The 17,046-nt window shown below is 71.5% G+C and carries 14 protein-coding genes; all 14 read left to right on the top strand.

All coding sequences use genetic code 11. From position 1 onward, the window contains the following. Window positions 1-3 precede the first annotated feature (3 nt). The 14 genes from AC07OC_RS06940 to AC07OC_RS07005 all read left to right on the top strand — a co-directional run bounded on the left by AC07OC_RS06940 (window position 4) and on the right by AC07OC_RS07005 (window position 17,024). Entirely contained in the window at window positions 4-906 is a 903-nt protein-coding gene (locus AC07OC_RS06940; protein WP_218340806.1) for an ABC transporter substrate-binding protein, read from the top strand. Continuing rightward, a complete protein-coding gene (locus AC07OC_RS06945) occupies window positions 903-1,931 on the top strand; it encodes a FecCD family ABC transporter permease (protein WP_218340807.1) in 1,029 nt (342 codons plus the stop codon). Before AC07OC_RS06940 ends, AC07OC_RS06945 begins: the two co-directional genes overlap by 4 nt. A gap of 2 nt (window positions 1,932-1,933) precedes the next feature. Next, window positions 1,934-2,752, top strand: a complete 819-nt coding sequence (locus tag AC07OC_RS06950; protein ID WP_218340808.1) for an ABC transporter ATP-binding protein — start codon at window positions 1,934-1,936, stop codon at window positions 2,750-2,752. After that, on the top strand, window positions 2,749-3,216 hold the full coding sequence (locus AC07OC_RS06955; protein ID WP_008906167.1) for a hypothetical protein: 468 nt from the start codon (window positions 2,749-2,751) through the stop codon (window positions 3,214-3,216). The genes AC07OC_RS06950 and AC07OC_RS06955 overlap by 4 nt, the downstream gene beginning before the upstream one ends. Beyond that, complete coding sequence (locus AC07OC_RS06960; RefSeq protein WP_494600646.1) at window positions 3,213-3,599, top strand: DUF2149 domain-containing protein; 387 nt, start codon at window positions 3,213-3,215, stop codon at window positions 3,597-3,599. The genes AC07OC_RS06955 and AC07OC_RS06960 overlap by 4 nt, the downstream gene beginning before the upstream one ends. Then, complete coding sequence (gene cobN, locus AC07OC_RS06965) at window positions 3,596-7,828, top strand: cobaltochelatase subunit CobN (protein WP_494600648.1); 4,233 nt, start codon at window positions 3,596-3,598, stop codon at window positions 7,826-7,828. The genes AC07OC_RS06960 and cobN overlap by 4 nt, the downstream gene beginning before the upstream one ends. 28 nt (window positions 7,829-7,856) lie before the next feature. Beyond that, complete coding sequence (gene cobO / locus AC07OC_RS06970; protein WP_218294164.1) at window positions 7,857-8,426, top strand: cob(I)yrinic acid a,c-diamide adenosyltransferase; 570 nt, start codon at window positions 7,857-7,859, stop codon at window positions 8,424-8,426. Window positions 8,427-8,557: 131 nt separating this feature from the next. Then, entirely contained in the window at window positions 8,558-10,627 is a 2,070-nt protein-coding gene (locus AC07OC_RS06975) for a TonB-dependent receptor (protein ID WP_494600650.1), read from the top strand. A gap of 28 nt (window positions 10,628-10,655) precedes the next feature. After that, the gene (locus AC07OC_RS06980; protein WP_494600652.1) at window positions 10,656-12,242 is read left to right on the top strand and encodes a PepSY domain-containing protein; all 1,587 of its coding nucleotides are present in this window, start codon (window positions 10,656-10,658) and stop codon (window positions 12,240-12,242) included. Next, window positions 12,230-13,222, top strand: coding sequence for an adenosylcobinamide-phosphate synthase CbiB (gene cbiB, locus AC07OC_RS06985; RefSeq protein WP_218294167.1), 993 nt, complete (start codon window positions 12,230-12,232; stop codon window positions 13,220-13,222). The genes AC07OC_RS06980 and cbiB overlap by 13 nt, the downstream gene beginning before the upstream one ends. Next, window positions 13,219-14,277, top strand: a complete 1,059-nt coding sequence (locus tag AC07OC_RS06990; RefSeq protein ID WP_255591395.1) for an aminotransferase class I/II-fold pyridoxal phosphate-dependent enzyme — start codon at window positions 13,219-13,221, stop codon at window positions 14,275-14,277. The genes cbiB and AC07OC_RS06990 overlap by 4 nt, the downstream gene beginning before the upstream one ends. Window positions 14,278-14,357: 80 nt before the next feature. Further along, a complete protein-coding gene (locus AC07OC_RS06995) occupies window positions 14,358-15,143 on the top strand; it encodes a HipA family kinase (RefSeq protein ID WP_218294168.1) in 786 nt (261 codons plus the stop codon). Further along, window positions 15,130-15,522, top strand: coding sequence for a DUF3037 domain-containing protein (locus AC07OC_RS07000; protein WP_218294169.1), 393 nt, complete (start codon window positions 15,130-15,132; stop codon window positions 15,520-15,522). Before AC07OC_RS06995 ends, AC07OC_RS07000 begins: the two co-directional genes overlap by 14 nt. Window positions 15,523-15,557: 35 nt before the next feature. Continuing rightward, a complete protein-coding gene (locus tag AC07OC_RS07005; protein ID WP_218294474.1) occupies window positions 15,558-17,024 on the top strand; it encodes a cobyric acid synthase in 1,467 nt (488 codons plus the stop codon). The last annotated feature ends 22 nt before the right edge of the window (window positions 17,025-17,046 follow it).

The raw sequence follows: 17,046 nt of genomic DNA on the forward strand, positions 1-17,046 counted from the left end.
ACTATGAAACCAACCCCCGTGCGCCGCATCCTGTGGGTGATCGCCATCCTGTTGCTGCTGGGCCTGCTCATGGCCGGGCTGGCGCGGGCGCAGCCTGTGCAGATCACCGACGACAAGGGCCGCAAGATCGCGTTGCCCCGCCCGCCCGAGCGCATCGTGAGCCTGCTGCCCTCGCTGACCGAAAGCGTGTGCGAGCTGGAGCAATGCCACCGGCTCGTGGGGGTGGACCGCTATTCCAACTGGCCCGAGGCCGTGGTCGGCAAGCTGCCCAAGATGGGAGGCGGCATAGATCCCAGCATCGAGGCCATCGTCGCGCTCAAGCCGGACCTGGTGCTCATGTCCGTCAGCTCGCGCGCCAGCGACCGGCTGGAGGCGCTGGGTCTCACCGTCGTGCAGCTGGAGCCCAAGACCCATGCCGACGTGCGCCGCGTGCTGGGCACCGTGAGCGACCTGCTGGGCGTGCCCCGCGCGCAAGGCTCCGACCGTCTCTGGCGCGTGATCGATGCGGGCGTGCTGGCGGCGGCGCAGTCCCTGCCACCCAAGGCGAAAAATGCGCGCGTGTACTTCGAGGTGAGCCGGGGGCCCTATGCGGCGGGCGAGGCGTCGTTCATCGGCGAATCGCTCACCCGGCTGGGGGTGCGCAACGTGGTGCCCGCGTCGCTCGGTCCGTTCCCGCGCCTGAACCCCGAATTTGTGGTGCGCGCCAACCCCGACATCATCATGATCGGCAACCGCAGCATGCAGGCCATGGTGCCGTACCCCGGCTGGGCCGGCATGCGCGCCATCCGCGACAACCGGCTGTGCGTGTTTGGCCCCGGTGATTCGGATGTGGTGGTGCGACCTGGCCCGCGCATGGCCGAGGCCGCGCGCATCATGGCCCGCTGTCTGGTGGAGAAAGCTCCATGACCAGCCTTGCCATGGATTTGCCAACAGGTTCCGCCAGCCGCCGCGCGGCATGGTGTGCCGCCTGGCTGCTGCTGGCCAGTGTTGTGCTGGCCGTGTGTGGCGCCAGCGTGGGCAGCACGGGTTTTGACAGCGTGCTGCGCATGCGCGGCGACCCCGTCGCCTGGCAGATCGTGTGGGACATCCGCCTGCCGCGCACGCTGGGCGCGTGGCTGGCGGGTGCGCTGCTGGGCCTGTCGGGTGCTGTGGCGCAGGGGCTGTTTCGCAACCCATTGGCCGACCCGTACCTGCTGGGCAGCGCCTCGGGCGCCGCGCTGGGCGGGGCGGTGGCGATGGCGCTGTTCGGTGTGTCGCCGGTGGCGGCGCAGTGGATGGCCCGCATCGGCATCACGGGCATGGCTTTCCTGGGCGCGGCGGGGGCGGTGGTGCTCACGCTGCTGTTGGCCAAAGGCGTGCAGCACACGCTGCGCCTGCTGCTGGCGGGGGTGATCGTGGGCGTGGTGCTGGGCGCGCTGCGCGACCTGGTGGAGCTGGCCTCGCCCGACATCCTGCAGGCCATGCAGGCGTTCACGCTGGGCAGCACCGCCTTTGTGGGCTGGATGGCCTGCGTGCTCATGGCCGTGGCCTGGGGGCTGTGCTCGGTGGTCGCCTGGATGCTGGCGCGCGCGCTCGACGGCCTCACGCTGGGCGAGGCCACGGCGGCCAGCCTGGGCCTGCCGCTCATGCCCATGCGCGTCGGGCTGGTGGCCGCCATGGCGCTGGCCACGGGCACGGCCGTGGCGCAAACGGGGCTCATCGCGTTTGTGGGGCTGGCCGCGCCACACCTGGTGCGCTCCATCGTGCGCGTGACGCACGAGCGGCACATCGTGCTCGCAAGCCTGATGGGTGCGGTGCTGCTGCTGGCGGCCGACATCCTGGCGCGCTGGCTGCTGGCACCGCAGGAACTGCCCGTGGGCGTGCTCACGGCGGCGCTGGGTGGAACCTACCTGCTGTGGCTCATGCACCGGCGGACGTCGCAAGGTGGTTAGCTATGAATTCAGTAGCTATCAGTGCTTGCAAAATAAGCGCCAGCATCGGAAATCGTTTGATATTGCAGGGCATTGACCTGCAACTGCCTGCCGGGCGCTGGACCAGCATCGTCGGCCCCAACGGCGCGGGCAAGTCCACCCTGCTCAAGGTGCTGGCGGGACTGTTGCCGCGCGCTGCGGTGCAGGGCGAAGTATTGCTGCTGGGCCGCCCACTCGCGCAGATCCCCGCACGCGAACGTGCCCGGCAGCTCGCCTGGCTGGGGCAGAACGAAGGCTCGGCCGACGACCTCACGAGCTACGACGTGGCCATGTTGGGCCGCCTGCCGCACCAGGCCTGGCTGGCGCCGCCGGGTGCGGCCGACCACGCAGCGGTCGAGCAGGCGCTGCGCACCACGCAGGCCTGGGACTGGCGCCACCGCCCGCTGGCGCAGCTGTCGGGCGGCGAGCGCCAGCGCGTGCTGCTGGCCCGCGCCCTGGCCGTGCAGGCGCAGGTGCTGCTGATGGATGAGCCCCTGGCCAACCTCGACCCGCCCCACCAGACCGACTGGCTGCACACCATGCGCGCGCTGGTGGACGCGGGCGGCACGGTGGTCAGCGTGCTGCACGAGGTGTCGCTCGCGCTGCAGGCCGACGACATGGTGGTGATGGCGGAGGGCCGCGTGCTGCACCAGGGCGCCTGCGATGCGCCCGATACCCACGCCGCGCTGGAGAGCGTGTTTGACCACCGCATCCATGTGCGGCATCTGGATGGCATGTGGATGGCGCTGCCCTCCCTGCAACGCAAGAACAACAACCAAGGAATGAAGGAAGTGCAAGCATGAACATCGAATCGGGCTTTTCGCAGGTCGCGCAGTCGCTGCTGTGGCCGGTGCTGGTGCTGGTGGGGCTGGCGTTTGTCTACGCGCTGTGGTCGGGCGGCGCCACGCTGATGGAAGCCTGGCAACGCTGGCGCCAGCCGCAGTACCGCTCGCTGCGGGTGGCCCCTGGCTTGTCGATGGAAGAGCTGGAGCTGCAGCTGGTGCGCCAGGTGGAGCCCGTGCGCCTGCTCAGCCGCCTGTCGCCCATGCTGGGGCTGATCGCCACGATGATCCCGCTCGGCCCTGCGCTGCAAAGCGTGGCGGCGGGCAACGGCCAGCAGGCGCTGGCGGTGTTCAGCGGCGCCTTTGCCGGTGTGGTGCTGGCGCTGGCCGCCGCGTCGGTGGGCCTGGTGGTGTATTCGGTGCGCCGCCGCTGGCTGCTGGCCGAACTGCTGGTGGTGCGCAAGGAGCGCGGGGTGGCGCAATGACCTTGAAGCACCTGAATGTGCTGGCCGAGGACGACGACGACCCGATGCTGTCGGCCGTGAACCTGGTGGACGTGTTCCTGGTGCTCGTGGTGGCGCTGCTCACGGCCGTGGCCGTGCAGACCCAGACCAGCGCCAACGAGAGCGTCACCATCATCCGCAACCCCGGCCAGCCCGACATGGAAGTGGTGGTGCGCGAGCAGGGCAAGGAAGTGCGCTTCAAGGGCGCGGGCAGCGCGGCGCAAGGGCAGGGCGTGCGCGCGGGCGTGGCCTACAAGCTCGAAGACGGCAACATCGTCTACATCCCTGAAACGGGCGCTGCTCCTGCCGGCGCTTCGGCCGGTGGCGCGGGTGGTTCCGCCACGCCGGCACCCGCCAAGCCATGAAGGCGCTGATCCTGCGCGCGGCACTCTGGTGCCTGCTGCTGGCTGCGCCGCTGGTGCATGCCGTGCAGGCGGACAAGGCCCAGGGCGCAGCGGGCGCCAACAAGGCCGCACCCGTGCTGCTGTGGCTCACCTCCGACATCACCACGGCCACGCGCACGGCCATGGTGCAGCGCCTGGCCACCGAGGCAGGCCTGGGCTTTGCGCACATCGACTACCCGCTCGCGGGGCCGGCGGTGCTCGACGCAGCACAGGCCCGGACGCTGGAGCGCGCGCTGGCGGGCGCTGCGCTGGTGTGGGTGGATGCGCCGCACGCCAGCGTGGAGGCACGCCTGCGCCGCATGGCGGGGGCGCAGCTCGATGGCCGTGCCACACGTTCCCCCGGCCGCGTGGTGTGGGTGCCTGCGGGCGCCCCCGCCGCCGACCTGACCGCGCTCGATGCGTCCGGCCGCATGGTGGCCTACCTGCAGGCCGGTGGCCCGCGCAACCTGAAGAGCGCCATCGCCCTGGCGCGTGCCACCGTGGCGGGTGTGGCCATGCCCGTTTTGTCCGCGCCCGACATCCTGCCCACCCGGGGCATCTACCACCCCGACGCGCCCCGGCTGCTGCCCAACGCCGTGGCGCTGGAGGCATGGCGCCAGGGCCAGCCCGCGCTGCGCGGCCTGCCGTCGGTGGCCGTGCTGGTGCACCGCCACCATTTTGTCGATGGCAGCACCGAATGGCTCGATGCCTGGCTGCGCACCTTCCGCCAGCAGGGCCTGTTCGCCTATGCGGCCTTTGGCCAGCAGGTCACGGCGCAGACGCTGGCCGAGGTGCTGGAGCTGCCCCCCGAGAGCGGCACTGGACCCGGCCGCCTGCATGCCTCGGCCCTGGTGCTGCACCAGCTCGTGCCACAGGCCGCCGCGCTGCAGCCGCTGCTGGCCCGCTGGGGCGCACCCCTGCTGGGCACGCAGCCCTACCGCGCGGGCGATGCCGCTGCGTGGGAGGCCAACGACACGGGCCTGTCGCTGTCCGATGTGCCGTTCTATCTGGCGCAGCCTGAGGCGGCGGGTGCCATCGACCCGGTCCTGGTCGCCGCCCACGGCGCCGAGGGCCGGGACTTCCGCCTCATCGACCGCCAGGCCCAGGCCGTGGCCGCCAAGGCGCGGCGGCTGATCGCGCTGCAGACCAAACCGGCAGCAGACAAGCGCCTGGTGGCCATGGTCTACAACTACCCGCCGGGCGGCACCAACTTCGGCGCATCGTTCCTCAACGTGCCGCGCAGCCTGGAGCAGGTGTCGGGCGGCCTGGCCCAGGCGGGCTACCGCACCGAGCGTGTGCCCGAGCAGGGCTGGATCGACGGGCTCAAGCCGCTGCTCGCCGTTTACTACCCCGGCGCCGATGTGCGCGCGCTGCTGCAAAACGGCCAGGCCGCCGCGCTGCCACTGGCGCGCTATGAGCAGCACCTGGCCACGCTGCCGAAGGCCGTGCGCGAGCGCATGAACGCGCACTGGGGCCCGCCCGAAAAGAGCCGCTACGTGGTCGAGTGGCAGGGCGAAAAAGTGTTCGCCATCCCACGCCTGCAGGTGGGCCAGCTGGCCGTGCTGCCCCAGCCCCCGCGTGAGGAAACCCTGCGCCTGGGCCAGAACCCCTTCATGCACAAGAGCAAGGCGCCGCTGTCGCACCATTACCTGGCGGTGTACCTGTGGGCGCAGCTGGAGGCCGATGCGCTCATCCACTTCGGCACGCACGGCACGCAGGAATGGGCCGGTGGCAAGGCGCGTGCGCTCGATGTGCACGACGACGCGCTGCTGCCATTGGGCGACCTGCCCGTGGTCTACCCCTACATCGTGGACAACCTGGGCGAGGCCCTCACGGCCAAGCGCCGGGGCCGCGCCGTGCTGGTAAGCCACCGCACGCCCGTGTTCGCCCCGGCAGGCTTCGAGGCGCGCATGGCCCACATGCACGAGGTGATGCACGAGTGGGAAACCGTGGATGAAGGCCCCACGCGCCGCGCGCTCGAAAAGCAGCTGGTGGCGCAGTTCGTGGAGCACCAGCTGCACCGCGACCTGGGCTGGAGCGCCGAGCGCATCGCGGCCGACTTCAGCGGCTTCCTGGAAATCCTGCACCCCTATCTGGACCAGCTCGCGCAAAGCTCGCAGCCCAAGGGCCTGGCCGTGTTCGGCCGCGTGCCCGCGCCCGAGCAGCGGCGCGAGACCATCCTGCAGGCGCTGCGCAAGCCGCTGATCGAGGCACTGGGCGAAGACATCGACGAAGCCTTCCTCATCAAGCACGATGCCGTGCTGGCCGCGCGCCCCGCACGCTGGCTGGAGGTGGCGCTGACCGACGCGCAGGCCGCCAGCGTGCTGGACCTGCGCCCCGTGCTGCCAGCGCAGGCGGCAACGCCGGGTGCGGCGGGTGCCTCCGACGTGGTGCGCGCCGAAGACCATGTGCCCAACCGCGCCGCGCGCAAGCCCATCGACACGCCCGCGCTGCTGCAGCTGGCCCAGCGCGCGCAGGAGCTGGAGCGCCTGCTGGCCACCGAAGGCGAGATGCCCGGCCTGCTCGCGGGGCTGGAGGGCCGTTTCCTCACCGCTGCGTACGGTGGCGACCCCATCCGCAACCCCGAGAGCCTGCCCACGGGCCGCAACCTCACGGGGCTGGACCCGAGCCGCCTGCCCACGCGCCAGGCCTATGCCGTGGCGCAGACGCTGTTCAACGACTGGTTCAAGGACTACCAGGCGCGCCATGGCGGCCAGGTGCCGCAGCGCATGGTGTTGTCGCTGTGGGCGGGTGAAACACTGCGCCACCAGGGGATCATGGAAGCGCAGGCCCTCGTGGCGTTGGGCATGCGCCCGGTGTGGGACGACTCGGGCCGCCCGGTGCGTGTGGAGACCATTGCCGCAGAAGAACTCAAACGCCCGCGCGTCGATGTGCTCATGAGCATCACCGGCTCGTACCGCGACCAGTTCCCCGCGCTGATGGCGCTCCTCGACCGCGCCGTGGCCCAGGCCGCGACGGCCGAGCCCGGCAATGTGATTGCGCGCAATACCGAGCAGATCGGCCAGGAGCTGCGCAAGCAGGGTGTGCCACGCGCACAGGCCGAGCAACTGGCGCGCGTGCGCTCGTTCGGCAACGCGGTGGGCGACTATGGCACCGGCCTGTCCGACGCGGTGCAGAGCGACGGCCTGCAAACCAACGATGCGCGCCTGGGCCAGATGTTCCTCGAACGCATGAGCCAGCCCTATCTGGAGGGCGAACCGGTGACGGGGGTTGCGGGCGGCACGGCCGCGAAGGCGCTGGGGGCCCACCTGCGCCGTACCGACGCCGCCATCCTGTCGCGCAGCTCGAACCTGTACGCCATGGTCAGCTCGGACGACCCGTTCCAGTACCTGGGCGGCCTGTCGGCCGCAGCCCGTGTGGCCGGCCGGTCGCAGGGGCTGGAGCTGCACGTGGCCCAGCTGCAGGATGTGAGCGAGCCCACCACCGAGACCGCGCAGCGCGCCATTGCGCTGGAGATGCAGTCGCGCTACCTGCACCCGGGCTGGCTCAAGGCGCAGAAGGCCGAGGGCTATTCGGGCACGCTGCAGGTGCTCAAGGCCGTGCAGTTCGCCTGGGGCTGGCAGGCCGTGGCGCCCGACACGGTGCGCAGCGACCATTGGCAGAGTTTCTACGACGTGCTGGTGCGCGACAAGCACCAGCTGGGCCTGCCCGGGTGGCTGAAAGAACATCCACAGGCCTACGCCCAGTCGCTGGAGCGCCTGGTGCAGGCGCAGCGCCAGGGCTATTGGCAGGCCGATGCCGACACACAAAAACAGCTGGCGCAGATGTACCAGGAGCTGACGCGTGCCGCACCGCTGGCGGCCGAGCTGCCCAGCGTGCGCCGCTGGGTGGAGCAGGCCGCGCAGGGTGCGCCAGCGGCGGAATCCGCGCCCGCAGGCATGGCCGTGGCCACGCCGCAGTCGCCTGCCGCGCCGGCGCCGCGGCCCGTGCCGCCTGCTGCCGACCTGCCTGCGCCACCCGCCCAGGCAGAAGCCCCGCCCGCCGCACCCACCGTGCCCGCCATGGGCGTGCTGCTGGAGCGCCAGCCCGAGCGCGATGCCCCCGACACCGCCCAAGAACCCAGCCCCGTGGAGCGCATGGCCGGCATCGTGGCCCTGCTGGTCATGGCCCTGTTGGTGCTGGCGGGCGCTGCGTGGCAGGCGCGCCGTCCGTTCTCACTGTCCGCCGCGCCCGGCCTGGCCCGCGTGTGAATCGACCCTTCTTGAAAGCACCCCCACCATGCAGATCGAAACCCCACCCACCGAGAAGCGCTATGAAAAGCCCGAGGGCGAGCGCCGCGGCATCGTCATCGTCAACACCGGCGATGGCAAGGGCAAAAGCACGGCGGCCTTTGGCCTGGCGCTGCGCGCCCACGGCCGGGGCAAGGCCGTGAAGATCTTCCAGTTCATGAAAGTGCCCACGGCGCGTTTTGGCGAGCACCGCATGTTCGAGCAGCTCGGCCTGCCCATCGAGGGCCTGGGCGACGGCTTCAGCTGGAAGAGCAAGGACCTGGAGCACTCGGCCCAGCTGGCGCGCGACGGCTGGGAGAAGGCGCGCGCCGCCATCCTGTCGGGTGAGCACTTCCTGGTGGTGCTCGATGAGATCACCTACCCGCTGATCTACGGCTGGCTCCCGCTGGAGGGTGTGCTGCAGACGCTGCGCGAGCGGCCCAAGGAGGTGCATGTGTGCCTCACCGGCCGCCGCTGCCCGCCCGAGATCATCGAGCTGGCCGACACGGTGACCGAGATGCAGATGGTCAAGCACGCGTTCAAGGCGGGCATTCCCGCGCAGCGCGGCATCGAGGACTGAGCACGTTCAAAGTCGCTTTGCGTCGATAATGCAACTTGGTTGCGTTATGCTTTCGCCCTTCCGCTTTTCCAAGGTCCTGTTCCATGCGCGTTTCCCTGACTTCCATTTCCCTGTGCCTCTGGTCTGTTGGCATGCAGTCACCGGCTGCGGCCGAGTCAGCCACCCTGTTGCCGGTGGAGGTGACGGCGCCGCGTGAGACGGCCGGCAGCACGCTGGGGCTCGACCTGCCTGGCACCACCGGCTCACGCCTGGGCCTCACCGCACGCGAGACGCCCGCCAGCGTGAGCAGCCTGGGCGCGGCCGACATCGCCGAGCGCAGCCTGACCCGCGCGCAGGACGTGGCCGTGCGCATGCCCGGCATCACCGAGGCGCCGGCCCCCGGCAACGGCGGCACCAGCCTGGTGGCGCGCGGCTTTGCGGGCCACAGCTCGGTGGCGCAGATGGTGGACGGCACGCGCCTCATCGTGGCCTCGGGCACCATCACCTACCCGTTCTCGACCTGGCCCATGGAGTCGGTCGAGGTGCTGCGCGGCCCGGCCTCGGTGCTCTATGGCGACGGGGCGATCGGCGCGGCCGTAAACTACGTGACCAAGCGCCCGGTCTTCGGAACGCCGCAGCGCGAGGCGTTCCTGAGCGTGGGTTCGTTCGGCAGCGTGCAGGGCGGCGTGGGCCTGCGCGGCCCCATCAACGATGTGCTGGCCTACTCGGTCTACCTCGATGCCGAAAAGAGCGACGGCTACCGCCAGTTCATGGACACGCAGCGCCACAACTACGCGCTGGCCCTGGCCGTGCGCGCCAGCCCCGATCTGAATGTGACCCTGTCGCTGGACGGTGGCGTGAACGACGATGCGCGCTACTTCGGCACCCCGCTGCGCAATGGCGTGCTCGACGAGCGCCTGCGCCGCACCAATTTCAACGTGGCCGACTCGGTGGTCCAGTACGACGACCGCATCTGGCGCGCCAAGGTCGACTGGCAGGCCGCCGCCGGCGTGCGCCTGCGCAACGAGACCTACCACCTGACCACCGACCGCCACTGGCGCAATGCCGAGGCCCATGCCTTCAACGCCGCCGGCACGGCCGTGAACCGCAGCGACTACCTGGAGATCCTGCACGACCAGCAGCAGACCGGCAACCGCCTCGACGCCGCGTTCGACGGCCACCTCGGCGGCATGAAGAACCGCTTCATCGTGGGCCTGGACTGGTACCGCACCAGGCTGCTGCACACCAACAACTCCCCGTACGGCGGGGCGAGCACGGTGGACCCGTTCAATTTCGCCCCGGGCGGCTTCATCAGCCCCGTGCCCACCCTCCCGGGCCGCGCGTCCGAACTCCAGACCACCGCGCTGTTCGCCGAGAACGCGCTCGACCTCACCAAGGAATGGAAGCTCGTGGCCGGCCTGCGCAGCGACCGCATGGAGCTTGACACCACCGACCTGCGCACGGGCGTGAACCTGGTCAAGAAGTATTCGCCCGTCACCGGCCGCCTGGGCGCCGTGTGGTCGCCCAGCGAGGCGCTGTCGCTCTACGGCCAGTTCGGCACCGGCACCGACCCGCTGTCCGGCGCGCTGTCGCTGCCGGGCGGCGGCAACACCTTCGACCTCGCCAAGGGCCGCCAGGTCGAGGTCGGCGCCAAGGGCGCGGTGCCCGCCGTGCGCGGGGAGTGGACCGTGGCGCTGTACAAGATCGAAAAACGCAACCTGCTGTCGCGCGACGCCGGCAATCCCAACCTCTCGCAGCAGGTGGGCCAGCAGTCCTCCACCGGCATCGAGCTGGCCTTCGCGGCCGAGCCCGTGCGCGGCTGGACCATCGACGCCAATGCCGCCTTGCTGCGTGCGCGTTACGACGCATTCAAGGAACTGGTCTCCGGCGCCCTGGTCTCGCGCGATGGCAACACGCCCACCGGCGTGCCCGAGCGCACCTCCAGCATCTGGACCACCTACCGCTTCCTGCCGCAGTGGCAGGCGGGTTTTGGCGCGCGCTACGTGGGTGCGCGCCAGGGCAACACCGCCAACACCACGCAACTGCCGTCGTATGTGGTGCTGGATGCCTCGCTGGCCTACGACCATTCGCGCAACCTCAAGCTCGGCCTGGCCGTGAAGAACCTGGCCGACCGCGACTATGCGCTGGCCGGTACGGCCAACGCGCGCTGGCTGCTGGGTGCGCCGCGCACCGTGCAGCTGACCGCGCGCGCAACGTTCTGATCGCGGCGAACCGGGCAAGGCGCGGCGCATGCTGAAGAAGCTCGTCATCTTCGTGCACAAGTGGCTGGGCGTGGTGCTGGCGCTGTTCTTCCTCATGTGGTTCGTGAGCGGGGTGGTGCTGTACTTCGTGCCGTTCCCCAGCCTCACGGCGGCGGAGCGGCTGGCCGCCTTGCCCGCCCTGACGCTGGAAGGCCCGGGATGCTGCCTTGCGGCGCAGGATGCCGCCCAGCGCGCGGGACTGCGGCCTGCGGTGGGCGGCGAGGCGCGCCTGGGCATGCTGGGCGATGCGCCGGTGTGGCGCCTGCTGGCCACGGAAGACGCGGTGCCGGCACGCGCCGTGGCGCGTGCGCCGCAGCCCGATGCCAGGCCGCGCTGGCGCACCGTGGACGCGCGCAGCGGGACGCTGCTCGCGCCGCTGTCGCCGGACGCGGCCGCCCGGGTGGCCGAGGCCTTCAGCGGCCGCCGCGCCACGGGCACCGAGTGGGTCGAGCGCGACCAGTGGACGGTGCCGCAGGGCCTGGATGTGCACCGTCCCCTCATCAAGGTGCTGCTGGACGGCGATGACGGACTGCAGCTGTACGTCTCGCCCGGCGCGGCCGAGGTGGTGCGCGACACGCGCCGCGCCGAACGCTTCTGGAACTGGGTGGGCGCCGTGCCGCACTGGATCTACCCCACCGTGCTGCGGCAGTTCCCCAGGGCCTGGCACCACGTGGTGGTGTGGCTTTCCATCCCCGGGGTGCTGCTGGCCGCCACGGGCATCGTGCTCGGCGTCTGGCAGCTGTTCCTGAACCGCCAGCGGTGGATTCCGTACCGCAGGTTCTGGATGCGCTGGCACCACATCCTGGGCCTGGTGGCCGCGGTGTTCACGCTCACCTGGATGTTCTCGGGGTTGATGTCGATGAACCCGTTTGGCGTGTTCGGCGGCGCGGCCGTGGGGCCCCAGGCGCGGGCGCAGTGGGCCGGTGAGCCCGCCCCGCTCAGCCGGGGGCCACGGGATGCGGTGGTGCTGGCGGCGGCGCAGGGCATGGTCGTGCAGGAGCTGGATCTGCTGCGCATCGCGGGCCAGGCCTGGTACCGGGTGCGCGGCTGGGAATCCGCGGGCATTCCTTCACAATGGCTGGTGCGGGCGGATGGTCCGTCTGCCACCATGGCGCGGGCACTGCCCGACGCCATGCTGCGCGCGCGGCTGCAGATGCTGCGCCCCGAAGCACCGGCACCTGCCGTGGAGAAGATGGAGCACTACGACGACCTTTACTATGCGCGGCGCCAGGACGGCGCTGCCCTGCACACGCGGCCGCTGCCGGTGTGGCGTGCGCGCTGGGCCGATGACGGGGTGGCGGTGTATGCCGACCCGGCGTCGGGCCGCATCGTGCAGCGCACCGACGCGGGCACGGCGTGGCAGCGCGTGCTGTACCACGGCCTGCACAGCCTGGATTTCGCGCCGCTGCTCGCGCGCCCTGTGCTACGCACCTGGCTGATCGTCGGGCTTTCGCTGCTGGGTGTCGCGCTGTGTGCCACTTCGTGCGTGATCGCGTGGCGGGTGCTGGTGCCCCGGCGGCGCGCCGCCCGCGCCCAGGGGCCGGCCCGCGATGCGGGAGGCGCATGGACGGCGTAGTCGCGGGGCTGGTTCCCGGCGCGGGCTGGGCCGCATGGCGCGTGCTCGTGTGGGTACCCGCGCTGGCCCTGGTGATCGACTGGTGGCTGGGCGAGCCGCCCGCGGCCTGGCACCCCGTGGTGTGGATGGGCAAGGCGCTGCAGCGCGGGGGCGAGCGGCTGGCCCCCACGGTGCCCGTGGCGCAGGATTGGAGATGTTTTTGGCTTGCAGCGCTTGTCTGGTGTGCGCTGGCAGCTATTGTTTTGATAGTTTCCGCGGTGTTGCAGCATGCGGCGTTCGCACTGCATGAACTGCTTGCCGCGGCCGTGCTGGCCTTTCTGCTCAAGCCCTTGCTCGCCTGGCGCATGCTGCGCGACGAGGTGCTGGCGGTGGAGGTGGCGCTGGGCCAGTCGCTGCCCGAAGGGCGCGCGCGCCTGTCGCGGCTGGTGAGCCGGGACGTGAGCGCCCTGAGCGCTGTCGAGGTGCGTGAATCGGCCATCGAATCGCTGGCCGAGAACCTCAACGATTCGGTGGTGGCGCCCCTGTTCTGGTTCGTGCTGCTGGGCCTGCCCGGTGCCGCGCTGTACCGCTTTGCCAACACGGCCGATGCCATGTGGGGCTACCCCGGCATGCGCGGGGGACGCTACTGGCAGTGGGCGGGCAAATGGGCCGCGCATGCCGATGATGTCCTGTCGTGGCTGCCGGCGCGCATCACCGCCTTGCTGCTGGTGGCCGGCGCACGCGGCATGCGGCTGCGCACGCTGGCGCGCCAGGCCCGCAAGACGCCTTCGCCCAACAGCGGCTGGCCGATGGCGGCCATGGCGCTGGCGCTCGGGGTGCGGCTGGCCAAGCCCGGCGTGTACACGCTGCATGGCGCGGGCCGCGCGGCCGGTCCGCTGGATACGCGGCGCGCGGCGCGCCTGGGCGGCAACGCGGTGCTGGCGCTGGTTCCGCTGCTGGCGGCCGCCCAGTTGCTGCTGGTGATGGTGTGCACGGCATGAGCGGGCCCCTGCGCTGGAGCGCGGCCGCCCCCGAGCACGGCGGGCCGGATGCGATGGGCGCCGCGCTCCATGACTTCTCCACCAACAGCAATGCCTGCGGGCCATGCCCGGGAGCGCTGCATGCCGTGCGGGCGGCCGACGCCACCCGCTACCCCGACCCGGCCTACACCGCCCTGCGCGAGGGCCTGGGGGCATTCCACGGCGTGGCCCCTCGGCGCATCGTGCTGGCGGGCGGCGCCAGCGAGTTCATCCACCGCATCACTGCGCTGGCCGTGCAGCAGGGCTGCGTGCAGGTCGCGTTGCCCGCGCACAGCTATGGCGACTACGCCCAGGCCGCGCAGGCGCGGGGCCTGGCACTGGCGCGCGCAGGCGAAGCGGGCGCGGGCCTGGCGGGCCTGGCGGGCTTGCAATGGGCCTGCGACCCTTCCAGTCCCCTGGGCCGGCCAGACCCTGCCGCGCATGTTTGGCATGCGCCGGCCGATGGCGGCGTCCCCGGCGTCCTGCGCGTGCTTGACTGCGCCTATGCGCCGCTGCGGCTGGAGGGCCCGGGCGCCTGGACCGGCCGGCCCGCCACCACCCCGGCCCATTGCTGGCAGGTGTGGACGCCGAACAAGGCACTGGGCCTCACCGGCGTGCGTGCGGCCTATGCCGTGGCGCCCGCGGGTGCCGAAGGGCAGGTGGACACACTGGTCGCGCTGGCTCCCTCGTGGCCGCTGGGCGCGCACGGCGTGGCATTGCTGCACGCCTGGCTGGACCCCGCCGTGCAGCAGTGGGTGGTGGGCAGCCTTGCCACCCTGCGCGACTGGAAAGCGCGCCAGCTGGCGCTGTGCGCGGGCCTGGGCTGGGCGGTGCGGGCGGGCAGCCAGGCCAACTACTTCTGCGCCCGGCCTGACGGCGGGGCCGATCCCCAGTCCCTGGCCGAACGGCTGGCCGGGCTGCGCGGCCAGGGCATCAAGCTGCGCGACTGTACCTCGTTCGGTCTGCCGGGCCATGTGCGGCTGGGGGTGCTGCCGCCAGCGTCGCAACAGGCGTTGCTGCAGGCATGGGGGCGCTGATCCCGCGCCGCGCGGGCGCTACCATGCCGGATTCATCCATGCATCTTCCTCTCCCTATCTCTTCAGGAGGCCCGGCCCCCGTGCGAACCATCACCGTCACCCGCTACGTCACGCCGCTGCGTGAAGGCGGATCCATGCCCGCCGTGGTCGAAGGCGACGACCTCGGGCTGTACGTGCTCAAGTTCCGGGGGGCGGGGCAGGGCGTGCGCGCCCTCCTGGCCGAGCTCATTTCCGGGGGGCTGGCGCGGGCCCTGGGCTTGCCCGTGCCCGAGATCGTGCTCGCCCAGCTGGACACGGGCCTGGCCCAGACCGAGCCCGACCCCGAGATCCAGGACCTGGTGCGCGCCAGCGGCGGTCTCAACGTGGGGCTCGACTACCTGTCGGGCGCGCTCAACTTCGACCCCGCGGTGGACGAGGTGTCCGAGGACTTCGCCTCGCGCCTGGTCTGGTTCGATGCCCTGGTGGCCAATGTGGACCGCACGGCGCGCAACACCAACCTGCTCGTGTGGCACCGCAAGCCCTGGCTCATCGACCATGGCGCCTCGCTCACCTTCCACCATGCGTGGAATGGCGCGGTGGCGCAGCCCGCCAGGCCTTTCGCGCCGATTGCCGACCATGTGCTGCTGCACCGCGCCACGGCCATCGGCGAGGTGGACGGCGAACTGGCGGCGCTGCTCACGCGCGAGGTGCTCACGGGCATCCTGGCGGATGTGCCCGATGAATTCCTGGCCTTGGCCGGCGCCGAGCATGCCGAGGGCCCGCTGTCGGCCCCGGCCAGCCATCGCCAGGCCTATGTGGACCATTTCGCGGCGCGCATCGCGGGGCGCGAGGCCTGGGTGAAGGGGGCCATCGATGCACGCGGCTGAGGTGTACGACTACGCCATCGTGCGTGTGGTGCCGCGCGTGGAGCGCGAGGAGTTCATCAACGCGGGCGTGATCCTCTCGTGCCAGCGCAGCGGCTTCCTGCAGGCCGCCATCGCGCTCGACGAGGCGCGCCTGCTGGCCATCGACCCGCGGGCCGACATCGACACCGTGCGCCGCCACCTGGCGGCCATCGTGGCCATTTGCGCCGGGGACGAGGGCTGCGGGCCGATTGCGCGGCTGCCCTACCGCTCGCGCTTTCACTGGCTCACCGCCAGGCGCAGTGCCGTCATCCAGACATCGCCCGTGCACACCGGCCGCTGCACCGACGCGGCGGCGGCGCTCGACCACATCATGGACCGCATGGTGAGGCCCCTGCCTTGAACGCATCCACTTCTCCGCGCATGGCGCGCTGCGTGATGGTGCTGGGCACCACCAGCGGCGCCGGCAAGAGCTGGCTCACCACCGCGCTGTGCCGCCACTACAGCAACCTGGGCCTGAAGGTCGCGCCGTTCAAGGCGCAGAACATGAGCAACAACGCGCGCGTCGTGCCCGGCCCCGGCGGGTTGCTGGGCGAGATCGGCAGCGCGCAGTACTTCCAGGCCCTCGCGGCCCGCGCCGGGCCCGAGGTGCGCATGAACCCGCTGCTGCTCAAGCCCGAGGCCGACACGCACAGCCAGGTCGTGCTGATGGGGCAGGTGAGCGCGGAGCTCACGGCCATGCCCTGGCGCGGCCGCAGCGAAAAGGTGTGGCCGCAGATCGCCGCCGCGCTTGATGCGTTGCGCGCCGAGAACGACGTGGTGGTGATCGAAGGCGCGGGCTCGCCCGCCGAGATCAACCTGCACGCGAGCGACATCGTGAACATGCGCGTCGCGCGCCATGCCGGCGCCCGCTGCCTGCTGGTGACCGACATCGACCGGGGCGGCGCCTTTGCGCACCTGTACGGCACCTGGGCGCTGCTGCCCGAGGACGAGCGCGCACTGATCCATGGATTCGTGCTCAACAAGTTCCGCGGCGATGCCCGCCTGCTGGCGCCCGCGCCGCAGATGCTGCAGGACCTGACCGGCGTGCCCACCGTGGCAACGGTGCCGATGCACTGGCGCCATGGCCTGCCCGAGGAGGATGGCGTGTTCGACGACCGCAGCACCTCGGCCGGCACCGTGCACACCACCGTGGCCGTGGTGGCCTATCCGCGCATCAGCAACCTCGACGAGTTCCAGCCCCTGAAGAACGTGCCCGGCGTGCGCCTGCTGTGGGCGCGCAGCCCGGCCGACCTGGGCGGCCTGAAGCCCACGGACTGGGTGGTGCTGCCCGGTTCCAAGGCGACGGCCGCCGACCTGGCCTGGCTGCGCGCGCAGGGGCTGGACCAGTCCATCGCGGCCCATGCCGCGCGGGGCGGGGCCGTGCTGGGGGTGTGTGGCGGCCTGCAGATGCTGGGCGAGGCGCTGATCGACACCGAGGGCATCGACGGCAATGCGCCCGGCCTGGGCCTGCTGCCGCTGGTCACCGCCTTCGCGCGCGACAAGACGGTGCGGCTCACGCGCGCGCGTTGCGGTGCGCTGCCGGGCGCCTGGGGGGCGCTGTCGGGGGTGGAGGTGGCGGGCTATGAAATCCACCACGGCCAGACCGCGCAGCACCCGGCCATGGCGGCCAAGGGGGATGTGGCGCACGAGGTGATGCCAGGCCTGGCCTGGAGCAATGCGGCGGGCAATGTGCTGGGGGTGTACCTGCACGGCCTGTTCGAGGACGGGGCGGCGCTCCAGGCGCTGTTCGGTGCGCGGCTCGCCGCGCCGGTGCCCACGCTCGACAGCGTGTTCGACGGCCTGGCGCACGCCATCGGCCCCTGTTTCACGCCCGGGGTGCTGGATGCGCTGGTGGCCGCGTAGGGCTGCCGCGGTGGCGGGCCTC

This window comes from Acidovorax sp. GW821-FHT10E04 (genome assembly GCF_059415185.1).

Coding starts and splice junctions, on each gene's coding strand:
- AC07OC_RS06950 (WP_218340808.1), top strand. CDS start 1,934: ATGAATTCAGTAGCTATCAGTGCTTGCAAAATAAGCGCCAGCATCGGA.
- AC07OC_RS06990 (WP_255591395.1), top strand. CDS start 13,219: ATGAGCGGGCCCCTGCGCTGGAGCGCGGCCGCCCCCGAGCACGGCGGG.
- AC07OC_RS07000 (WP_218294169.1), top strand. CDS start 15,130: ATGCACGCGGCTGAGGTGTACGACTACGCCATCGTGCGTGTGGTGCCG.
- AC07OC_RS06945 (WP_218340807.1), top strand. CDS start 903: ATGACCAGCCTTGCCATGGATTTGCCAACAGGTTCCGCCAGCCGCCGC.
- AC07OC_RS06955 (WP_008906167.1), top strand. CDS start 2,749: ATGAACATCGAATCGGGCTTTTCGCAGGTCGCGCAGTCGCTGCTGTGG.
- cobN (WP_494600648.1), top strand. CDS start 3,596: ATGAAGGCGCTGATCCTGCGCGCGGCACTCTGGTGCCTGCTGCTGGCT.
- cobO (WP_218294164.1), top strand. CDS start 7,857: ATGCAGATCGAAACCCCACCCACCGAGAAGCGCTATGAAAAGCCCGAG.
- AC07OC_RS06975 (WP_494600650.1), top strand. CDS start 8,558: ATGCAGTCACCGGCTGCGGCCGAGTCAGCCACCCTGTTGCCGGTGGAG.
- AC07OC_RS06940 (WP_218340806.1), top strand. CDS start 4: ATGAAACCAACCCCCGTGCGCCGCATCCTGTGGGTGATCGCCATCCTG.
- AC07OC_RS06960 (WP_494600646.1), top strand. CDS start 3,213: ATGACCTTGAAGCACCTGAATGTGCTGGCCGAGGACGACGACGACCCG.
- AC07OC_RS06980 (WP_494600652.1), top strand. CDS start 10,656: ATGCTGAAGAAGCTCGTCATCTTCGTGCACAAGTGGCTGGGCGTGGTG.
- AC07OC_RS07005 (WP_218294474.1), top strand. CDS start 15,558: ATGGTGCTGGGCACCACCAGCGGCGCCGGCAAGAGCTGGCTCACCACC.
- cbiB (WP_218294167.1), top strand. CDS start 12,230: ATGGACGGCGTAGTCGCGGGGCTGGTTCCCGGCGCGGGCTGGGCCGCA.